The 14,844-nt window shown below is 41.1% G+C and carries 13 protein-coding genes, 1 tRNA gene and 1 pseudogene; 9 read left to right on the forward strand and 6 right to left on the reverse strand.

The window, feature by feature from the left end; genetic code table 11:
- Positions 1–46 precede the first annotated feature (46 nt).
- Positions 47–1,069, forward strand: a complete 1,023-nt coding sequence (locus EQY75_RS09345; RefSeq protein ID WP_129605297.1) for a glutamine synthetase beta-grasp domain-containing protein — start codon at positions 47–49, stop codon at positions 1,067–1,069.
- Positions 1,070–1,143: 74 nt separating this feature from the next.
- Here EQY75_RS09345 and EQY75_RS09350 read toward each other — a convergent pair whose 3' ends face one another.
- The gene (locus EQY75_RS09350; RefSeq protein ID WP_129605299.1) at positions 1,144–2,082 is read right to left on the reverse strand and encodes a calcium/sodium antiporter; all 939 of its coding nucleotides are present in this window, start codon (positions 2,080–2,082) and stop codon (positions 1,144–1,146) included.
- Positions 2,083–2,299: 217 nt separating this feature from the next.
- Here EQY75_RS09350 and EQY75_RS13995 point away from each other — a divergent pair, with 217 nt between their 5' ends.
- The 4 genes from EQY75_RS13995 (at position 2,300) to EQY75_RS09365 (ending at position 5,441) form a co-directional block, all read left to right on the forward strand.
- Positions 2,300–2,443, forward strand: a complete 144-nt coding sequence (locus EQY75_RS13995; protein ID WP_165200611.1) for a hypothetical protein — start codon at positions 2,300–2,302, stop codon at positions 2,441–2,443.
- Between the two features lie 138 nt (positions 2,444–2,581).
- Positions 2,582–2,941: a BlaI/MecI/CopY family transcriptional regulator gene (locus EQY75_RS09355; protein ID WP_129605301.1), complete on the forward strand. Its 360-nt coding sequence runs from the start codon at positions 2,582–2,584 to the stop codon at positions 2,939–2,941.
- The gene (locus EQY75_RS09360; protein ID WP_129605303.1) at positions 2,938–4,773 is read left to right on the forward strand and encodes a M56 family metallopeptidase; all 1,836 of its coding nucleotides are present in this window, start codon (positions 2,938–2,940) and stop codon (positions 4,771–4,773) included. The genes EQY75_RS09355 and EQY75_RS09360 overlap by 4 nt, the downstream gene beginning before the upstream one ends.
- Before the next feature lie 515 nt (positions 4,774–5,288).
- Entirely contained in the window at positions 5,289–5,441 is a 153-nt protein-coding gene (locus tag EQY75_RS09365; protein WP_129605305.1) for an SsrA-binding protein, read from the forward strand.
- Here the strand turns inward: EQY75_RS09365 and EQY75_RS09370 are convergent.
- Positions 5,438–5,949: pseudogene (locus tag EQY75_RS09370) on the reverse strand (adenine phosphoribosyltransferase). The gene EQY75_RS09365 and the pseudogene EQY75_RS09370 overlap by 4 nt on opposite strands.
- A gap of 78 nt (positions 5,950–6,027) precedes the next feature.
- On the opposite strand from EQY75_RS09370, the gene EQY75_RS09375 reads away from it, so the two are divergent.
- Positions 6,028–6,101, forward strand: a tRNA-Arg gene (locus EQY75_RS09375).
- A gap of 455 nt (positions 6,102–6,556) precedes the next feature.
- Here EQY75_RS09375 and EQY75_RS09380 read toward each other — a convergent pair.
- Positions 6,557–7,423 carry a sugar phosphate isomerase/epimerase family protein gene (locus EQY75_RS09380; RefSeq protein ID WP_129605307.1) on the reverse strand — a complete coding sequence of 289 codons (867 nt, stop codon included), beginning with the start codon at positions 7,421–7,423 and terminating at the stop codon, positions 6,557–6,559.
- A 111-nt stretch (positions 7,424–7,534) separates the two neighbouring features.
- Positions 7,535–8,008: a hypothetical protein gene (locus EQY75_RS09385; protein WP_129605309.1), complete on the reverse strand. Its 474-nt coding sequence runs from the start codon at positions 8,006–8,008 to the stop codon at positions 7,535–7,537.
- Positions 8,009–8,445: 437 nt separating this feature from the next.
- Here EQY75_RS09385 and EQY75_RS09390 point away from each other — a divergent pair, with 437 nt between their 5' ends.
- From EQY75_RS09390 to EQY75_RS09400, 3 genes are all read left to right on the forward strand, one after another.
- Complete coding sequence (locus tag EQY75_RS09390; protein WP_129605311.1) at positions 8,446–8,919, forward strand: hypothetical protein; 474 nt, start codon at positions 8,446–8,448, stop codon at positions 8,917–8,919.
- A 117-nt stretch (positions 8,920–9,036) separates the two neighbouring features.
- A complete protein-coding gene (locus tag EQY75_RS09395; protein ID WP_129605313.1) occupies positions 9,037–9,600 on the forward strand; it encodes a YeeE/YedE family protein in 564 nt (187 codons plus the stop codon).
- On the forward strand, positions 9,597–10,010 hold the full coding sequence (locus tag EQY75_RS09400; protein WP_129605315.1) for a DUF6691 family protein: 414 nt from the start codon (positions 9,597–9,599) through the stop codon (positions 10,008–10,010). Before EQY75_RS09395 ends, EQY75_RS09400 begins: the two co-directional genes overlap by 4 nt.
- Before the next feature lie 22 nt (positions 10,011–10,032).
- On the opposite strand, the gene EQY75_RS09405 is transcribed toward EQY75_RS09400, so the two are convergent.
- Together EQY75_RS09405 and EQY75_RS09410 are read right to left on the reverse strand one after the other, a co-directional pair.
- Positions 10,033–13,506 (reverse strand): hypothetical protein, encoded by a 3,474-nt coding sequence (locus EQY75_RS09405; protein WP_217349958.1) that lies wholly within the window; start codon positions 13,504–13,506, stop codon positions 10,033–10,035.
- A gap of 55 nt (positions 13,507–13,561) precedes the next feature.
- The gene (locus EQY75_RS09410) at positions 13,562–14,821 is read right to left on the reverse strand and encodes a glycoside hydrolase family 2 TIM barrel-domain containing protein (RefSeq protein ID WP_129605317.1); all 1,260 of its coding nucleotides are present in this window, start codon (positions 14,819–14,821) and stop codon (positions 13,562–13,564) included.
- Positions 14,822–14,844: the final 23 nt, after the last annotated feature.

Here is a 14,844-nt window from a genome sequence, read left to right on the forward strand (position 1 = left end):
TTATTTTTGGTGATCTTAAAAATTTGAAAATTTAACTCGCAAGATTATGAGCAAAGCAAAATTAGAATACATCTGGCTGGATGGATATCATCCCACCCAGAACATGCGTAGCAAGACGAAGATCGAGGACGATTTCAGTGGAAAGCTGGAAGACTGCCCAGTTTGGTCATTTGACGGAAGTTCAACGCAGCAGGCCGAAGGAGGATCTTCTGATTGCCTTCTGAAACCAGTAGCTATTTTTCCGGATCCTACCCGAATTAATGGGTACCTAGTGATGACAGAAGTAATGAATGCTGATGGAACACCTCATGTTTCCAATCACAGGGCCAAAATTGATGACGATGACAACGACTTTTGGTTCGGCTTTGAGCAGGAATACTTTATTATGGACAGGAAAACGCAACTGCCTTTGGGCTTCCCATTGGGAGGTTACCCGGGACCACAGGGAATGTACTACTGTTCCGTAGGAGGACTCAATACTCATGGCCGTGATTTTGTTGAAGAGCACGCAGACATTTGTCTTGAAGCTGGGATTAATTTTGAAGGGATCAACCAAGAGGTTGCTTCAGGACAATGGGAATTTCAGATTTTTGCCAAAGGAGCCAAGAATGCAGGTGACCAGGTATGGGTAGCTCGCTATATCTTAGATCGACTAACTGAATCTTACGGATATTATATAGAATATCATCCAAAACCTGTAAAAGGAGATTGGAACGGTTCCGGAATGCATGCTAATTTCTCAAACAGTCTGTTGAGAAATGCAGGTAGCAAGGATGTATACGAAGCAGTCTGTGAGGCATTCAGGCCTGTGGCTAAAGAACATATCGCTGTATATGGTGAATTCAACGACCAGCGACTCACCGGACTTCATGAAACAGCTTCCATTAATGACTTCAGCTATGGAGTTTCAGACAGAGGAGCTTCCATCAGGATTCCAATTGCTACCGTTGAGCGCGGATGGAAAGGATGGTTGGAAGACAGACGTCCTGCTTCAAACGGTGATCCGTACAAAATTGCAGGAAGAATTGTTCAGACCGTAAAATCGGCCAAGATCGAAGTTTCTGCTTGAGGAAATCAACTAACGTAAATTCAAACCGTTTTCAGAAGTATTTGAAAACGGTTTTTTTATGCCGTAATTTTTGGTTATCCCAGGGTTAAATATAAAAAAGCCCCGTAGCCCAGTAGCAGTATAATTCCGTCATGCCATCCCAACCTGAGTCCTTTGGGAAAAAATACAAGGGGAAGGACTAAAAAGGCAAAGCCCAGCATCCAGAAAATATCATTGTTCAATAACCCCTGATCTATCACATGAATTGGGCTTACCATTGACGTAATGCCCAGTACAGCCAACAGATTGAAAATATTGGATCCAATTAGGTTTCCCAGACCAATAGCTTTTTCTTTTTTGAGGATGGCAATCACCGAAGCGGCTAATTCAGGGATACTAGTACCCACAGATACTACCGTAATCCCAATTATTCGCTCGCTTACCTCATAAAAAGTGGCAAGACCAACTGCTCCGGTAATCAGGAATTCCGATCCGGCCCAGAGGCCAAATCCGCCTATACCAAGGAAAAATACCGCTTTGTAAAGTGGTAAAGGGATGATGCTTTTATCCAAATTCTCCACTACGGCGGGTTTCTGAAATTTCAAAAGAAAAACGAGAAAGAGGAAGAGACAGCCCAGCATGATACATCCTTCCAATGCGCTTATCACGCCATCGAAATAGATTAAAAAAAAGAATAGCAGTGAGGCTGCCATCATCACGGGCCAGTCCGTTTTATAAAAGCTTTTTCGAACCTCTATTGGCCCTAAAACCAGGATGATCCCCAGTACCAGGCCCAAATTGGCAATATTTGATCCAACGACGTTCCCCAAGGCCAGGTCGGGAAAACCTTCCAGGGCCGCATTTACACTTACAATGAGTTCCGGAGTGGAGGTTGCAAAGGAAACAATAGTCATCCCTATGATGATCCTAGGGATATTCAGCCTAAGGGAAAGAGCTACGGATGCCTTCAGGAGCCAATTCCCACCGATAATCAGCAGAGTCAGGCCCAGGACTATAAATATAAAATGCTGCAAATGTCAGATTTAAAAAATATAACGCAATCCTGAAGAGAACGATTATACCTTACGCGATTTCCATATATAGAATGTCAAATGTAAAAAATAGAAAGGATATAGTTTATTAAAAATGTTAAATAACTACAAATATAGTTGTATAACTATTTTTTTAGTAGTAGGTTTGATTTGCGCATTTGAGATGTAAAATCAGGTTAGATGACCTAAAATTAAAGGAATGAGAAAAAGTTTTGGTAGTGCATCGATTATTTTATTGTTGATGACAGGATGTGCTCAAAATACGTCATCCGAGCAATCTGCCTTTAAAAGTGAGGAGCAGAAATCAGAATTTATCTCCGGAAGTGGCCAATTGCCGGGATAATTATGGTGAGGCCTTAAGGGCAAAGGGGACGAAAAACGAAGCAATTTCAGCATAAGAAAAAGCCCTGGAAATAAGGCCCGATTTGGAATCTGCTCAGAGGGCACTTGAAGAACTAAAACAATAATCAGAATACAGCTTATGAAAAAACTGACGAACAAAGAGGAAGAGGTGATGAAGATTCTCTGGAAGCTGAAAAAGGCTTTTGTAAAAGAGATCCTGGCCGAAATAAAAGAAGATAAACCCCACTACAATACCCTATCTACTATTGTACGTAACCTAGAAGACAAGGAATACGTGGGTCATGAGGCCTTTGGAAATACACATCGGTACTTCCCTTTAATATCGATGGAAGCTTACCGAAAGCGATTTGTAAATGCCACAATTGCCGACTTTTACGACAATTCTTATAAAAGTCTGGTTTCTTTCTTTGCCAAGGAAGAAAAAATATCGGTGGAAGAATTAAAGGAAATTATTGAGCTCATTGAAAAAAATAAATGATGGAAGCATTTTTTGAATATTTATTGAAATCCTCAGGAATACTGCTAATATTTTATATAGTCTACCTCCTTTTGCTTCAAAAGGAAACCCTGTTTAAGGAGAATCGAAGATTTCTCCTGCTAGGATTACTGTGTGCTTTGTTATGTCCCTGGATCAGTATTCCGGTTTACATAGAAATGGTTCCTGTGTCTATAAGTTCTGCAAATACGGGCACATTGGTAAACACAGCGTCTAATTCGGGCTCCAGGATTGATCCCTGGGTAATCGGTTTTATTATATATCTGGCCGGATTGGTTTTTTGGTTGACCAAATTCGGACTCCAACTTTGGTCACTTCGCGCTACCCTGAGCAGGGCAGTACTTAAAAGGAAGGAACAAAAGATTCGATATTTGGAAACTGATCAGCAAATTGCCCCGTTTTCATTCTTTAACTACATCGTCTACAATCCTGGTTTTTACAACCGTACAGAACTCGATTCTATTCTGGCTCATGAAAAAGCCCACTGTGAACAAAAGCACTCCTTGGATATTTTGATCAGTCAACTTTTTACAATCATTTTATGGATTAATCCGATGAGTTTTATGTACCACAATAAAATTCGACAGAATCTTGAATTCCTGGCCGATGCGAGTGCCATGAACCGTATCCCGTCAAAGAAGGGTTATCAGTATACCATGCTTAAAGTATCGGGGCAGGAGCTTCCGATAAGTATCATAAATCATTTTTATAATTCATTAATCAAAAAACGAATCGTCATGTTACAAAAATCGCAATCAAAAAAGGCACGGATAATCAAAGCGGCACTGGTTGTCCCGGCTTTGGCCCTATTCCTGTTTAGCTTCAACACCAAAGAAATTTACATCCCATCAAACAAGGGATCTGATGTTAGTTGGGAGGAGATGAAATTAACCAAGGAGATTAAAATTCAGATCAACAAGGATACCACCGATGAAGAATTGGCAGAAATGAAGGAAATGATGGCAGAGGAAGGAGCCGACTTTTCCTATACTGTGGTTCGGAATGAGGAAAAAGAAATCATTGAACTGTCGATTAACGTACAGGGAACATCGGAAGATGGTAAAGAATTTAACGGCACCTCAGATTTTAATAATGACGGTGAACCTATTGACCCTGTTACCATTGTCTTTGATCCCGAAGGAAAAATGATGTTCATGGGAGGAGAAGGTGAAATGGAATTTGGAAAAAGCCTTGAGAAAAGTAAAATGACATGGATTATGGAAGAGGATACCGAAATTTCTGAGAAAGAGATTGAAAAAATGAAAGAAGACGGAATCGTAGTTATACGCGTTACCGAAGATGAAAATGAATGGACCGATGACAAGGGAAATATCACCAAAAGGATTAAGGTAATTAATGGTGGTGACGACAAAGAAGGAGAAAAGATCATTATTAAAGGAGTTGATGGGGACATACATTCTGACGAGGAAATGAGGATCATTAAAAAGAAAATTATTAAAAGTAAGGATGGAGAAATAGAAATTCATGAAGGGCATGAAGATTCAGAAATAGAACACATCGAGGTCATCAAATCAAAAGGTGGGAAAGGCAAGAATGTTTTTATAATCAAGGATTCAGATGATGAAGAAGATATCGAAGTCATGGAAGGGAATGCGTTCTTCTTTGTGGACACAGAGAAGGGAGAAAAACCATTGTATGTAATCGATGGGAAAGTGGTTAAAGAAAAAGCTTTTAGCTCTCTCTCGCCAAAGGATATCGCTACGGTTAATGTCTACAAGGGAGAGAAAGCCATTGAAAAGTACGGAAAGAAAGCAAAGGACGGAGTTGTAGAAGTGATCACCAAGAAGGACTGATCTATAGGTCTTTCAAAACGAATTTCTTGTCAATAGTAAAGCCGACCTGAAACAGGTCGGTTTTTATTTGAAAAAAGATGAAACTGCCAAATAAGGTGCAATTTGATTGATTTTTACTCTACGTTTTTCAAATTCAGCAGTAAACAGCCCTACAATTATTACATATTATCATCATAAAACTCCTTTACTATAACCATTTGTAAATTTTTTGTAGACTTACTATTGTAATTAGCAATAGTTTTTATTTTTTCTCTTACATTTCTGTACGCACTTTTATTAGTTTTCTTTCTTTTCCTTGGCCGCATTAGGTCACTTATATATCTTCCTGAAAAATTAAGAAAATGAGGATCTTTTCCTCTTAAAAACTCAATACATGATTGCATTAGTAAAATTGGTTTTACAATTCTTTATTCTGCTTGTTGGGCTGTTATTGTAGATTGCAACGCAGGGATAAAGAAATAGGAATTGAGGTGGTGAGCCAAGCAGTATAAAGAGAGAATTGCTACATTTGGTGCATGAAAAAGTCTTTTTTCAAAGTGCTGGCTGCCATCAATAGGATATTTCTACCCTCCTACTCAAAAAAAGATTTCGATCTTTCAAAGGCCAGTAAACTACAATTAGCCATAATAGGCTGGAGGTATTTTGTTACCACCAGGGCAATAGATTAGAACCGCATTAAGGAATTTACCTTATAACCAACCAACTTTGAAGCTCCGTGTAATGCAGTTAATTCCAGTAGGAAATTACACTGTATCACAACCCCACCCAGGGCTTCAATAAGCTTACAGGTAGCCTTTGCGGTTCCCCCGGTGGCAAGAACATCATCGTGTACCACTACTCTGTCTCCAGGGTTAATGGCATCGGCGTGTATCTCTAAAGTATCCGACCCGTATTCAAGGTCGTAAGTATGACTGATTTTCTGATGGGGTAATTTCCCTACTTTTCTTACGGGGACAAATCCGGCCCCAATTCCAGTGCCAGAACAGGGCCATAAAAAAACCCCCGGCTTTCCATACCCACCACTACATCCACCTTTTCATTTCCTATGAATTCTAAAAGTGCCTTTGAAGCGGCAGCAAAGGCCTCAGCATCTTTCAGCAAGGGAGTAATATCCTTAAAACCAATTCCTTGCTTTGGAAAATTATCGATATCCCGCACATACTGTTTAAAATCCATATTTGGTTTTTCTTTATTTTGCCCATAAATGTAAAAAGAAATATATTTGCAGGCCCTTTCACAAGGGAATTCACTTTAGGCCACGTGGCGCAACTGAATAGCGCATCTGATTACGGCTCAGAAGGTTCCAGGTTTGAATCCTGGCGTGGTCACGAATAAATAGTTCAATAAGAAAAAACGCCAAGTTCGCTTGAGCGTTTTTTTGTTTGGACTATTTTCAAAGCGGAGCTTTGGAGGATGTTCGAGCGAAGCGAAGAAAATCCTGGTGTGGTCACATCAAGCAGGAATCCCCGCTCCGAGGAGTGGGGTTATTTTTTTGGATCCGGCGTCAAAAGCTTGATTTTGTAAGGCGGGAACGAAAAAAGAATTGCAAAGCCGCTTGGCTTTGCAGGGTTTCCTATTTGCAGGAGCGACAACTCTCGGGATGTGCGCCTGCAAATCCTGGCGTGGTCACATCAAGCAGGAAACCCCGCTCCGAGGAGCGGGGTTATTTTTTTGGATCCGGCGTCAAAAGCTTGATTTTGTAAGGCGGGATCAGGAGTCCCGATAGTCCTTGGGACGAGTATTCCTGAATTTTAATTAAATACTTAATCTTGAACTTATACTCTTAATTAAACCCAATCTCCTTGAGGGCATCATGACTAATTCGGATGGCATCAAGTGGTTCCATTCCGTCAAAGGTCATATCCTGCTCTACCATATAGTATTTCATCCCTGAAAGCTGCTTGTGTTCCAATATGGTTTTAAAATCTATAGACCCCCTCCCAACCGGGGCAAAACGACCTTTTTCGTCCATGTCCTTTACATGCCAGATCTTAAAACGTCCCGGGTACTTTTCAAAGTAGGCTAACGGATCTGCTCCGGCTCTGGTCACCCAATACAAATCCATTTGGAAATTAACGTATTTCGGATCTGTATTTTCCAGCATATAGTCAATAGGCACTAGTCCTTCCTCATCTTCCATAAATTCAAAATCGTGATTGTGATAGAGTAATTTGAGTCCGGCATTATGGGCCTTTTCACCCAGCTGATTAATAATTTCGGTTAAATGGGCTGCACCCCCGGTCATGCCCAGGGTCAAGGTAGCTTCATCATACGTAAATAATCCCATTGGAGGTACGGGAACCACAAAATATTCGAATCCCGCAGCTTTAACATCAGCCATCATCTGTTCTGCATTTTCCAATGTCACCGATCCCTGGTGCGTACTTACAGGATTTAGCCCTAATTCTGCCAGTAGGGTTTTAAATTCTTCCGGGGACATCCCGTAGAATTTACCCCCGTCATAGCCAGCGGCTTCAACATTTACATATCCTGCATCGGCCACAGCCTGGAGGGTTTGCTTTGCATCGGTATTCATGTCATCCCTCACTGTGTAGAGGGCGAGACCACCAAAGGGTTGCTGCTCATGCTCAGTACAGGATAACAAGAAAAGGGTAAGAAGTAAGACTGGGTTTAAGTTTCTTAATTTCATGGATTCTAAAGATTACATAGTTCAGGTCTTTGCTATACAGAATACTCTAGTTGCTTTTTCTTTCCTTATTTGGATCGCATTAGGGCAACCTTAATTGCTTTTTGAAAAATCTCATGAATCTTCTTTATTTGAAACTTTTATTCCCAAATATCCATATTTAGTCGATATATAATCCAAAAGCGTGTAGATAAACAAAGCAATGCCGATCATTTCAAAAGATTCTTCTAACGTCATTATAATATGATAACTGAAGTCCTTTTTAGACATTTTTGTGGCAATTATTTCAAAACCTATAGCCCCAAAGACAAAAATTAATCCCGAAATCACAAAATACTTCCTTGTTCTTCTAGGTAATCTAGATAAAAATTTAAAATAGAGAATAAATAACACTAATACAGCTATTCCGTATGGAACAATCCATGCAGTTTCTAAATACCCGGTTAGATTCATTCTATTCCTAAAATAATCCCCCACTTTTTCATGAATAGACGCAAATTCATCTATGCCCAAGAATATAAATAATATCCCTAAAATAATCCACAATATAAAGTCTCTTCTCAGTATCTTTTTCCTTGTTGCAATCATAAAAATCAAAAATGCCGAAATCATTAAAGTACTCGATGAATAAAATGTTGGAACATTTCTCTCAGAGTCTAGACTGAACAGTCGACGTAATAAATTTGTATAATTGTTTCCATATAATGAATGTAATAATAGGAACAAAGAACTCAATATAATCAAAACTGAAATTAAGATAATTAAAGTCTTTAATGCCTGCCTAGGTGAGAATGAGATATTCATACAGTTCCGATAATTGAATCTGAGTAAAAATGTATTTCTTAATCTCTCAGATATTTTATTCTGATAGTTAAAATTAATGGTTTAATGCATACCTACTCAAAATTTAAATGAAAATCTATAAAATCACAATATTTTACGAGCAGCAATTATTGTATCGCACACTCCAAGAGAATTGGATGTAAAACAGGATAAATAGTATCTTCGCTGTAAATTCATTTGCTATGAAGATCAAATTGTTTTTCGCGGTATTTTTTTTAGTAATTATTACCTCCTGTTCCAAGGATTCTTCCCCTTCTGAGCCGAAAATTTCACAGGATCTACTCGATGCCATTACCGGACTCTATAACCTCTCAGAATATATTGTAAGTCCGCCCCAGGACCTCAACAACGATGATGTCCTTTCGCAAGACCTTATGGAAGAACTCGATTGCCTAAGTGCGAGTATCATACTGCGCGAAGACCTCAGTTACAGTAAATTTGCCATGCAATTGAATATCAGCCTTATTACCAACGACCTATACGCCATTTCCTGTAACTTTAATCAATCTACCACTGGAACCTGGGATCTGGTTAACGGACAGATCGTCCTTTCTGAGGAATCAGAGAACTCCTATGCCCTGGATGGTTCGGTCCTGACCCTTACCCTAGGGGAAATGCTACCGGATTTTCAGTCTCAGGTATTCGTAAAACAGTAAGCTGTATCCTGCCGGGAAATATGGCTAAACCAGTTCGTCCTTTTTTATATTAGAGATCTGTAACCAGGATTACATTGAAAGGGAGTCATTCACCTATCTTTGCATAAAATTTTATACATGGAATTACTACTTCAACCCTGGCCGTGGTATGTCTCCGGACCCTTGATAGCCCTGGTCATGGTCTTGCTGATCTATTTTGGCAAGACCTTTGGCATGTCTAGTAATCTGCGTACCCTGTGTACCATGGGAGGCGCAGATAATTTTGCTTCCTTCTTTAAATTTGATTGGAAGTCACAGATATGGAACCTGACCGTGGTATTGGGAGCTGTAATAGGCGGATTTATCGCAGTAAACTTCCTCTCAGATGGGTCTACAATCGCTCTGAACCCTGAAACAGTATCCGATCTCAGTTCCCTGGGATTTGAAAATGCCGGTGCCTCTCTGCTGCCTCCTGAAATATACGACTGGAATGCAGCTTTAACCTTAAAAGGGTTACTCATCCTGATAGGCGGTGGATTTCTTGTGGGCTTCGGTACCCGATACGCAGGAGGATGTACCTCAGGACACGCGATCAGCGGATTGAGTAATCTGCAGTGGCCCTCCCTGGTTGCCGTAATAGGCTTTTTTATTGGCGGACTCGTCATGGTTCATTTCTTGTACCCCTTAATCTTTAGCGCATGAAATTATTGAAGTATTTAATGGTCGGAGTATTCTTCGGTATTGTTTTAGTAAAATCTGAAGCCGTCTCCTGGTACAGGATCTTCGAGATGTTTCAATTTCAATCCTTCCATATGTATGGAATAATAGGATCAGCCGTGGTAGTTGGAATCGCTGCAATATGGCTCATCAAAAAGTCCAGACTCAACAGCATTGAAGGTCAACCCATAGAAATTCCTTCAAAAGACAAAAGTATTGCCAGATACATCATCGGAGGATCTGTATTCGGACTTGGCTGGGGCCTTGCCGGAGCTTGTCCCGGTCCCATGTATATTTTGGTTGGTACAGGAGTCCTGAGTATGTTCCTGGTCATCGGAGGTGCCATTCTCGGTACGTTTATGTACGGAGTATTGCGCGACAAACTACCGCATTAAGTCTATTTAACCCCGACCTCATCTACATAGGCACTTGATCTGTCCGAAGGCCGACTTCAATCCTTTTGATCTCACCTGTTCGCTCAAAGATGCGATTACTAGTCTCTGAATTGAGTTTTAAGCCATCGATCTTTTCAGATTTTCCACTCTCATAGATGAGTTCAACCTTTTCTTGGGTGCCAAAGCTATACACCACAGGGATCTGGCAATAGGTAAACGCAATACTGCCGGGTGCTAGTGTCAGAGTTTGCTGCTCCCCCTTTAAATCAATAAAATCAAACTGGGCTTCTTCTTTCAGGATCTCCTCCTTCTGAATCAAGCCTGTTCCAAATGACAATTTCCCATTTTGAACCTGTACTCCTAATTCGGCTAAACGACTAAGGATATCCTCCTTTACCTGCCCCGTCATACCCGGCTGCTGTGCCCCTTTGGTGGCAGGAGTATGGGAGTACGGATCTGTTGGAAAAGCACCGTATACCTCAGGTGATTTGTGAGCTCCTATTCCCTCATTGATCTCGTGGTAATGCTCCATCAGGGCTTTGATAGTTGATTCGGAAGCTCCTTCCGAAACAGCACGTCTGCTGCATTCCATTACGGCCAATAACAATTTAGAGACCATATGCCAGTAGATAGAGCCCAATCCTTCGTATCCGAAAAAGGTACCGGATCTGCCGGTGAAGGATTTGTGATCAAAAACCTCTTCAAAAATGTCAAGTACCAGGCTTTTTTCGGCTTTAACCAAGGAGGCGTACTTGCTATCCTTAAGCTCCTCTAACACTTTATTGAGATCATTTGCGTTGTGAAAATTACCATTAAAATGGTATTTCCCACTGACGTCTTTTTCAACTATCTGACTATTTCCTGTCTCTAGGAGCTCTGTTAATAGTTTAGAGTCTTTTACCCTTTCGGCGGGGATGACATTTTTAACCATGAATCCCGGTAACTGCTTATCAGGATAAAGGATATAACTGTTTTGATCCTTTCGGTAGAGAGCGCTCTTCCTCAGGCTATTGAGAAGCTTAAGTACTTCATCAGCTTTGAGGTAACCGGCACTGAGTACTGCAACCTGTCCTTCGAGCATTACACTCAAGTAGTCTACAGCAGTACCTTTTCCTGGTCTGATGCTGATCAGATTGTAGGAGTGATATAAATCGTCTTCTCTTTTGTTTGCGTCAATGGAATGCTCAAGGAATGGCAAAATAGTATCTGCAAATCGAATCAGTTCTGCTTTAGAAAGACTTACTTTCTTCCCACTAAAACCTGAATTATAGATCTGTTCGCGGTATTTACTACCAGAAGTTCCCAAACTTTCCATAATCTGTAATCGCTCTCCATCGGTGAAGGTCCTTTTAAGTCCGGCTTTGTGAGCTTCCAGTGTCTGAACCACAGACTTCATAAATTCTGAGATCTCTGAGGAAACTTTCACCTCATCCGCATCATTCGTTTCGACAATCTCTCTGAACTTCACTAAAAATCGTCTCAAGTAATAGAGTGTCACCATGGATACCCCGTTTCCTACCAACGCATTGTTGGCATCATTCCATTCGGGGCGTTGCGTATTTAGCCATATACCGGCCTCCGGGATAAAGTTCGAGCACTTGGCAAGGACTGTTGCCAAGAGTTTTTCTGCCAGATTAACGTGGATGATTTGATGATCCTGCCCGGTTAAGAGAGCGCCATCGGCCCCGATTTTATCCCTGGCTTCATTGATTATATGGTCTAATTCATTATCGAAATCTATGGTGTCCTTTGGGTTAGCTACAATCTCCTGATACCCCTTTATTTTGTAGGGTACATTGGCGTAAACAAAAAGATCTCTGTCCCAATAGTCACTGAGCCTAGAAGGATAGTAGTCTTCAATAAATTCGAGGAATTTTAAAAGGTAAATGATCTGATGGTCTCCCCAGTAACCAATGTACGACCAGGGGTCATCAGGCTCAATAGTTTCCCAGTCGAACCCGCTCTTGGTTACCCTGTAAGGATTATAGCCGTCAAAGGTAGAGGCGTTGAGAAATTTGTGGATCATCCCGTCGATAAAATCGGGATATGAATGTGCAAGTGCCTCCCAGTTCTGGAAAATATCCCGCCAATTTCCCTCATAATCCAGGATCTTCGACCCATCTATTTCACTGCGTGTATTGATCGAAAATCTATTCCACGGTCTACTTGGGTCTCCATGCCTCCTGCTGAATTTTAGTGGAAGATACTCAAGGCAGAGACGCTGAAAATCGGCATCTCCACTTTTATGAGCCAGCTTCCGTAAGTTTTTTACATCAAAAATCTCAGGCAGTTGCTGTAATTCCACGGAAAAAGAATCAAAGACCTCTTTGTTCGCCTTTTGCAGGTAAGTGTTAAAATCTTTTCGCTCAACCCGGTAATCAGAGTCGAAAATACCGCCTCTCATGATATTGTAGAGTACGTTTGCGTAATGTCTTGAGGTTTGCAGAATATCCCGACTGCACTGAAAACCATCTGCAGCCCCGGCTAATTGCTTGAGCTTTTTCGTTCCGGCTTCTATATCTTTCAATACTTCTTCTTTCAGAGCTTTCTGATTCTCCAATTTTTTGTTTAGCGCTGCCACATCACTGGCGTTTTGGTTGACATTGGCAACGATCATCCATTCCAGTTTTTCATTGGGTTTGATGGTAGTTTGACAGCCGGTAAAATACGCTCCTTTTTCTGCTTTGATATCAGTTTCTTGATTGGGATCCTTGCCCTTTCTGAATGCCTCTAACTGCAGAGAAGACAGTAGATAAGTAGCCTTTGACATACCCAAAGACCAGGCGACATTTGCCTTGAGGGCTTCACTGGGTTCAGCCTTATCCACGATTATTGCGCTTAGGGCATAAATACCAAGACCGGTCTTTGAAATTAATTCGCTTCTTTTATAGGCATCAACGAGGTTGCTACGCGTATTTTGCATTTCCGTAGTTACGCCATGGGGTACAATATTTTGAATTCCATCGAGTAGTGCAACATCCACTTCAGAATCCTTGGTGTTTTCCAGGCTAGCCCTTTTAACAAATCCGTATACGTTACTGGAGTTCCACTGATACCGGAAAATAAGGCTGAGATCTTCGTTGATCTCTTCAAAAACAACCTTATTACCAAAGGTATTCTTATAGAGGTTCCTCGTGATCTTATATACGTCCTTATAACGATCGGAAAAAGGCTCCCATAGCAGATCTCCTTTTTCGGTTTTTATCCTCAGCAGGGTCTTGCTACCTGTAACCTCAATCGACTCAGTGATCTTATCATCAGTGTAATAAGGAAACAAGGCAAATTCACTGTTCTTCCTCCCTGCAGTAAGACCGCCATTGCTAGAAAGGAACATCCAGTGGTTTGAATCGCTTACAATACTCATAAAAAAGGGGCGCATGGCATCACTGTTGCTGATCTTGTAAAAGGTTTCATTCTCAATGACAAGCTGGCTGCCGTTTACTTTTTTATCTCCCTGATGTAAGACGTTATTTCCTACTCTAATCCCTTGATTCATGATATTATAATTTTATTCAATCTATTTTGATCTCGTTATCAACTTTTCCAAGCCTTTAAGTTACAATAAAAGGTATATTGGCAGTTGCTGCCTTGTTATCACCATCCACGGCGTAAACAAATAACCGAAAGTGTCCTGCATCGGGCACACTAAGTACTACTTCATTGTCTCCTAGCTCCTTTATGGCTCCCTTGATCAGCTCTGGCTTTTCCTCGGGATCTCCGCCCTCTTTCAGATCTGTACTTTCCGGTAAAACTTCCCAGCGAAAATCTATTGATTTATTGGCTACTACCGCCAGCATTATTTTTGAATTATAGGACTTATTTCTCTTCAGTCTGATATCTTCTTCCGCAGATTTTCCGTCAAGTACAAAGGAAATAATCCTTGGCGCCCTGTTTTCGGGCCATTCGCCATTCCACAAAAAGTGCATCACATCCACTACCTCAGTCTCTTCTCCACTTTCCAGGTGCATTCCGTACCAGGTTGGTGTACGTTCCTGTTTATCACCCCATAAAAAGACAAAGGACCCGACACATTGTTCAGGATCTGATGCTATGGCAGTTTTATATCGCTCGAGATATTTCCCTGCTTTTTCTGTGCTATTCTCCTCAATAGGTGCACCCCATGAAGTTTGAGGCACTTCCCAATGTCCTGTGGCTCCCCATTCAGAAACTACATAGGCCCCGGTATAACCGAACTTCTTTACCAGTCTTGGCAAAATAGGAAGATTTCCATAAAGTTGGAAGGAGAGTAAATCCAGATCCGGACATCGCTCTTTGATATGCTTTAATTCCTTTTTAAATATACCCGATAAACTGGTAGTTGTGAGATGATTAGGGTCTGTCTTGTGTATCATTTCCGAAATTTCATTTACCGCATCCCAAACTTTGGGGTTGGTATACTTCAGATTCAATTCATTTCCAATTCCCCACATCAAAAGAGCCGGATGATCTTTTAACTCCTCTACCTCCTTCATTACACGCTCTAATTGCTGCTGCACCTGTGCACTATCGTCGTAGTCGAAACCATGACGTTCCCTTCCGATCTCTATCCCCATACATACCATGAGACCGTATTTATGAGCCTCGTCAAGAATTTCTATAGCTGATCGCTGCCCATTATCGGTGCGCCATGTACGAAATGAATTTCCTCCGTGTTCTGCCAGCGATCTGATATTCCCAAATTCTAAGCCTGCCCCGCGAATAAAAAAGGGGTGTTTATTCACCATGAGTTGAAAAGAACCTTGGGATTCTACAAGTTCAACCTTTGCCGGACTTACTTCACTAAAGGTATGTAATGCTTTAATTGATTTCATTGAATCGCTGAGTTGAATTTTAT

Source organism: Muriicola soli, assembly GCF_004139715.1.
Lineage (GTDB): Bacteria > Bacteroidota > Bacteroidia > Flavobacteriales > Flavobacteriaceae > Muriicola > Muriicola soli.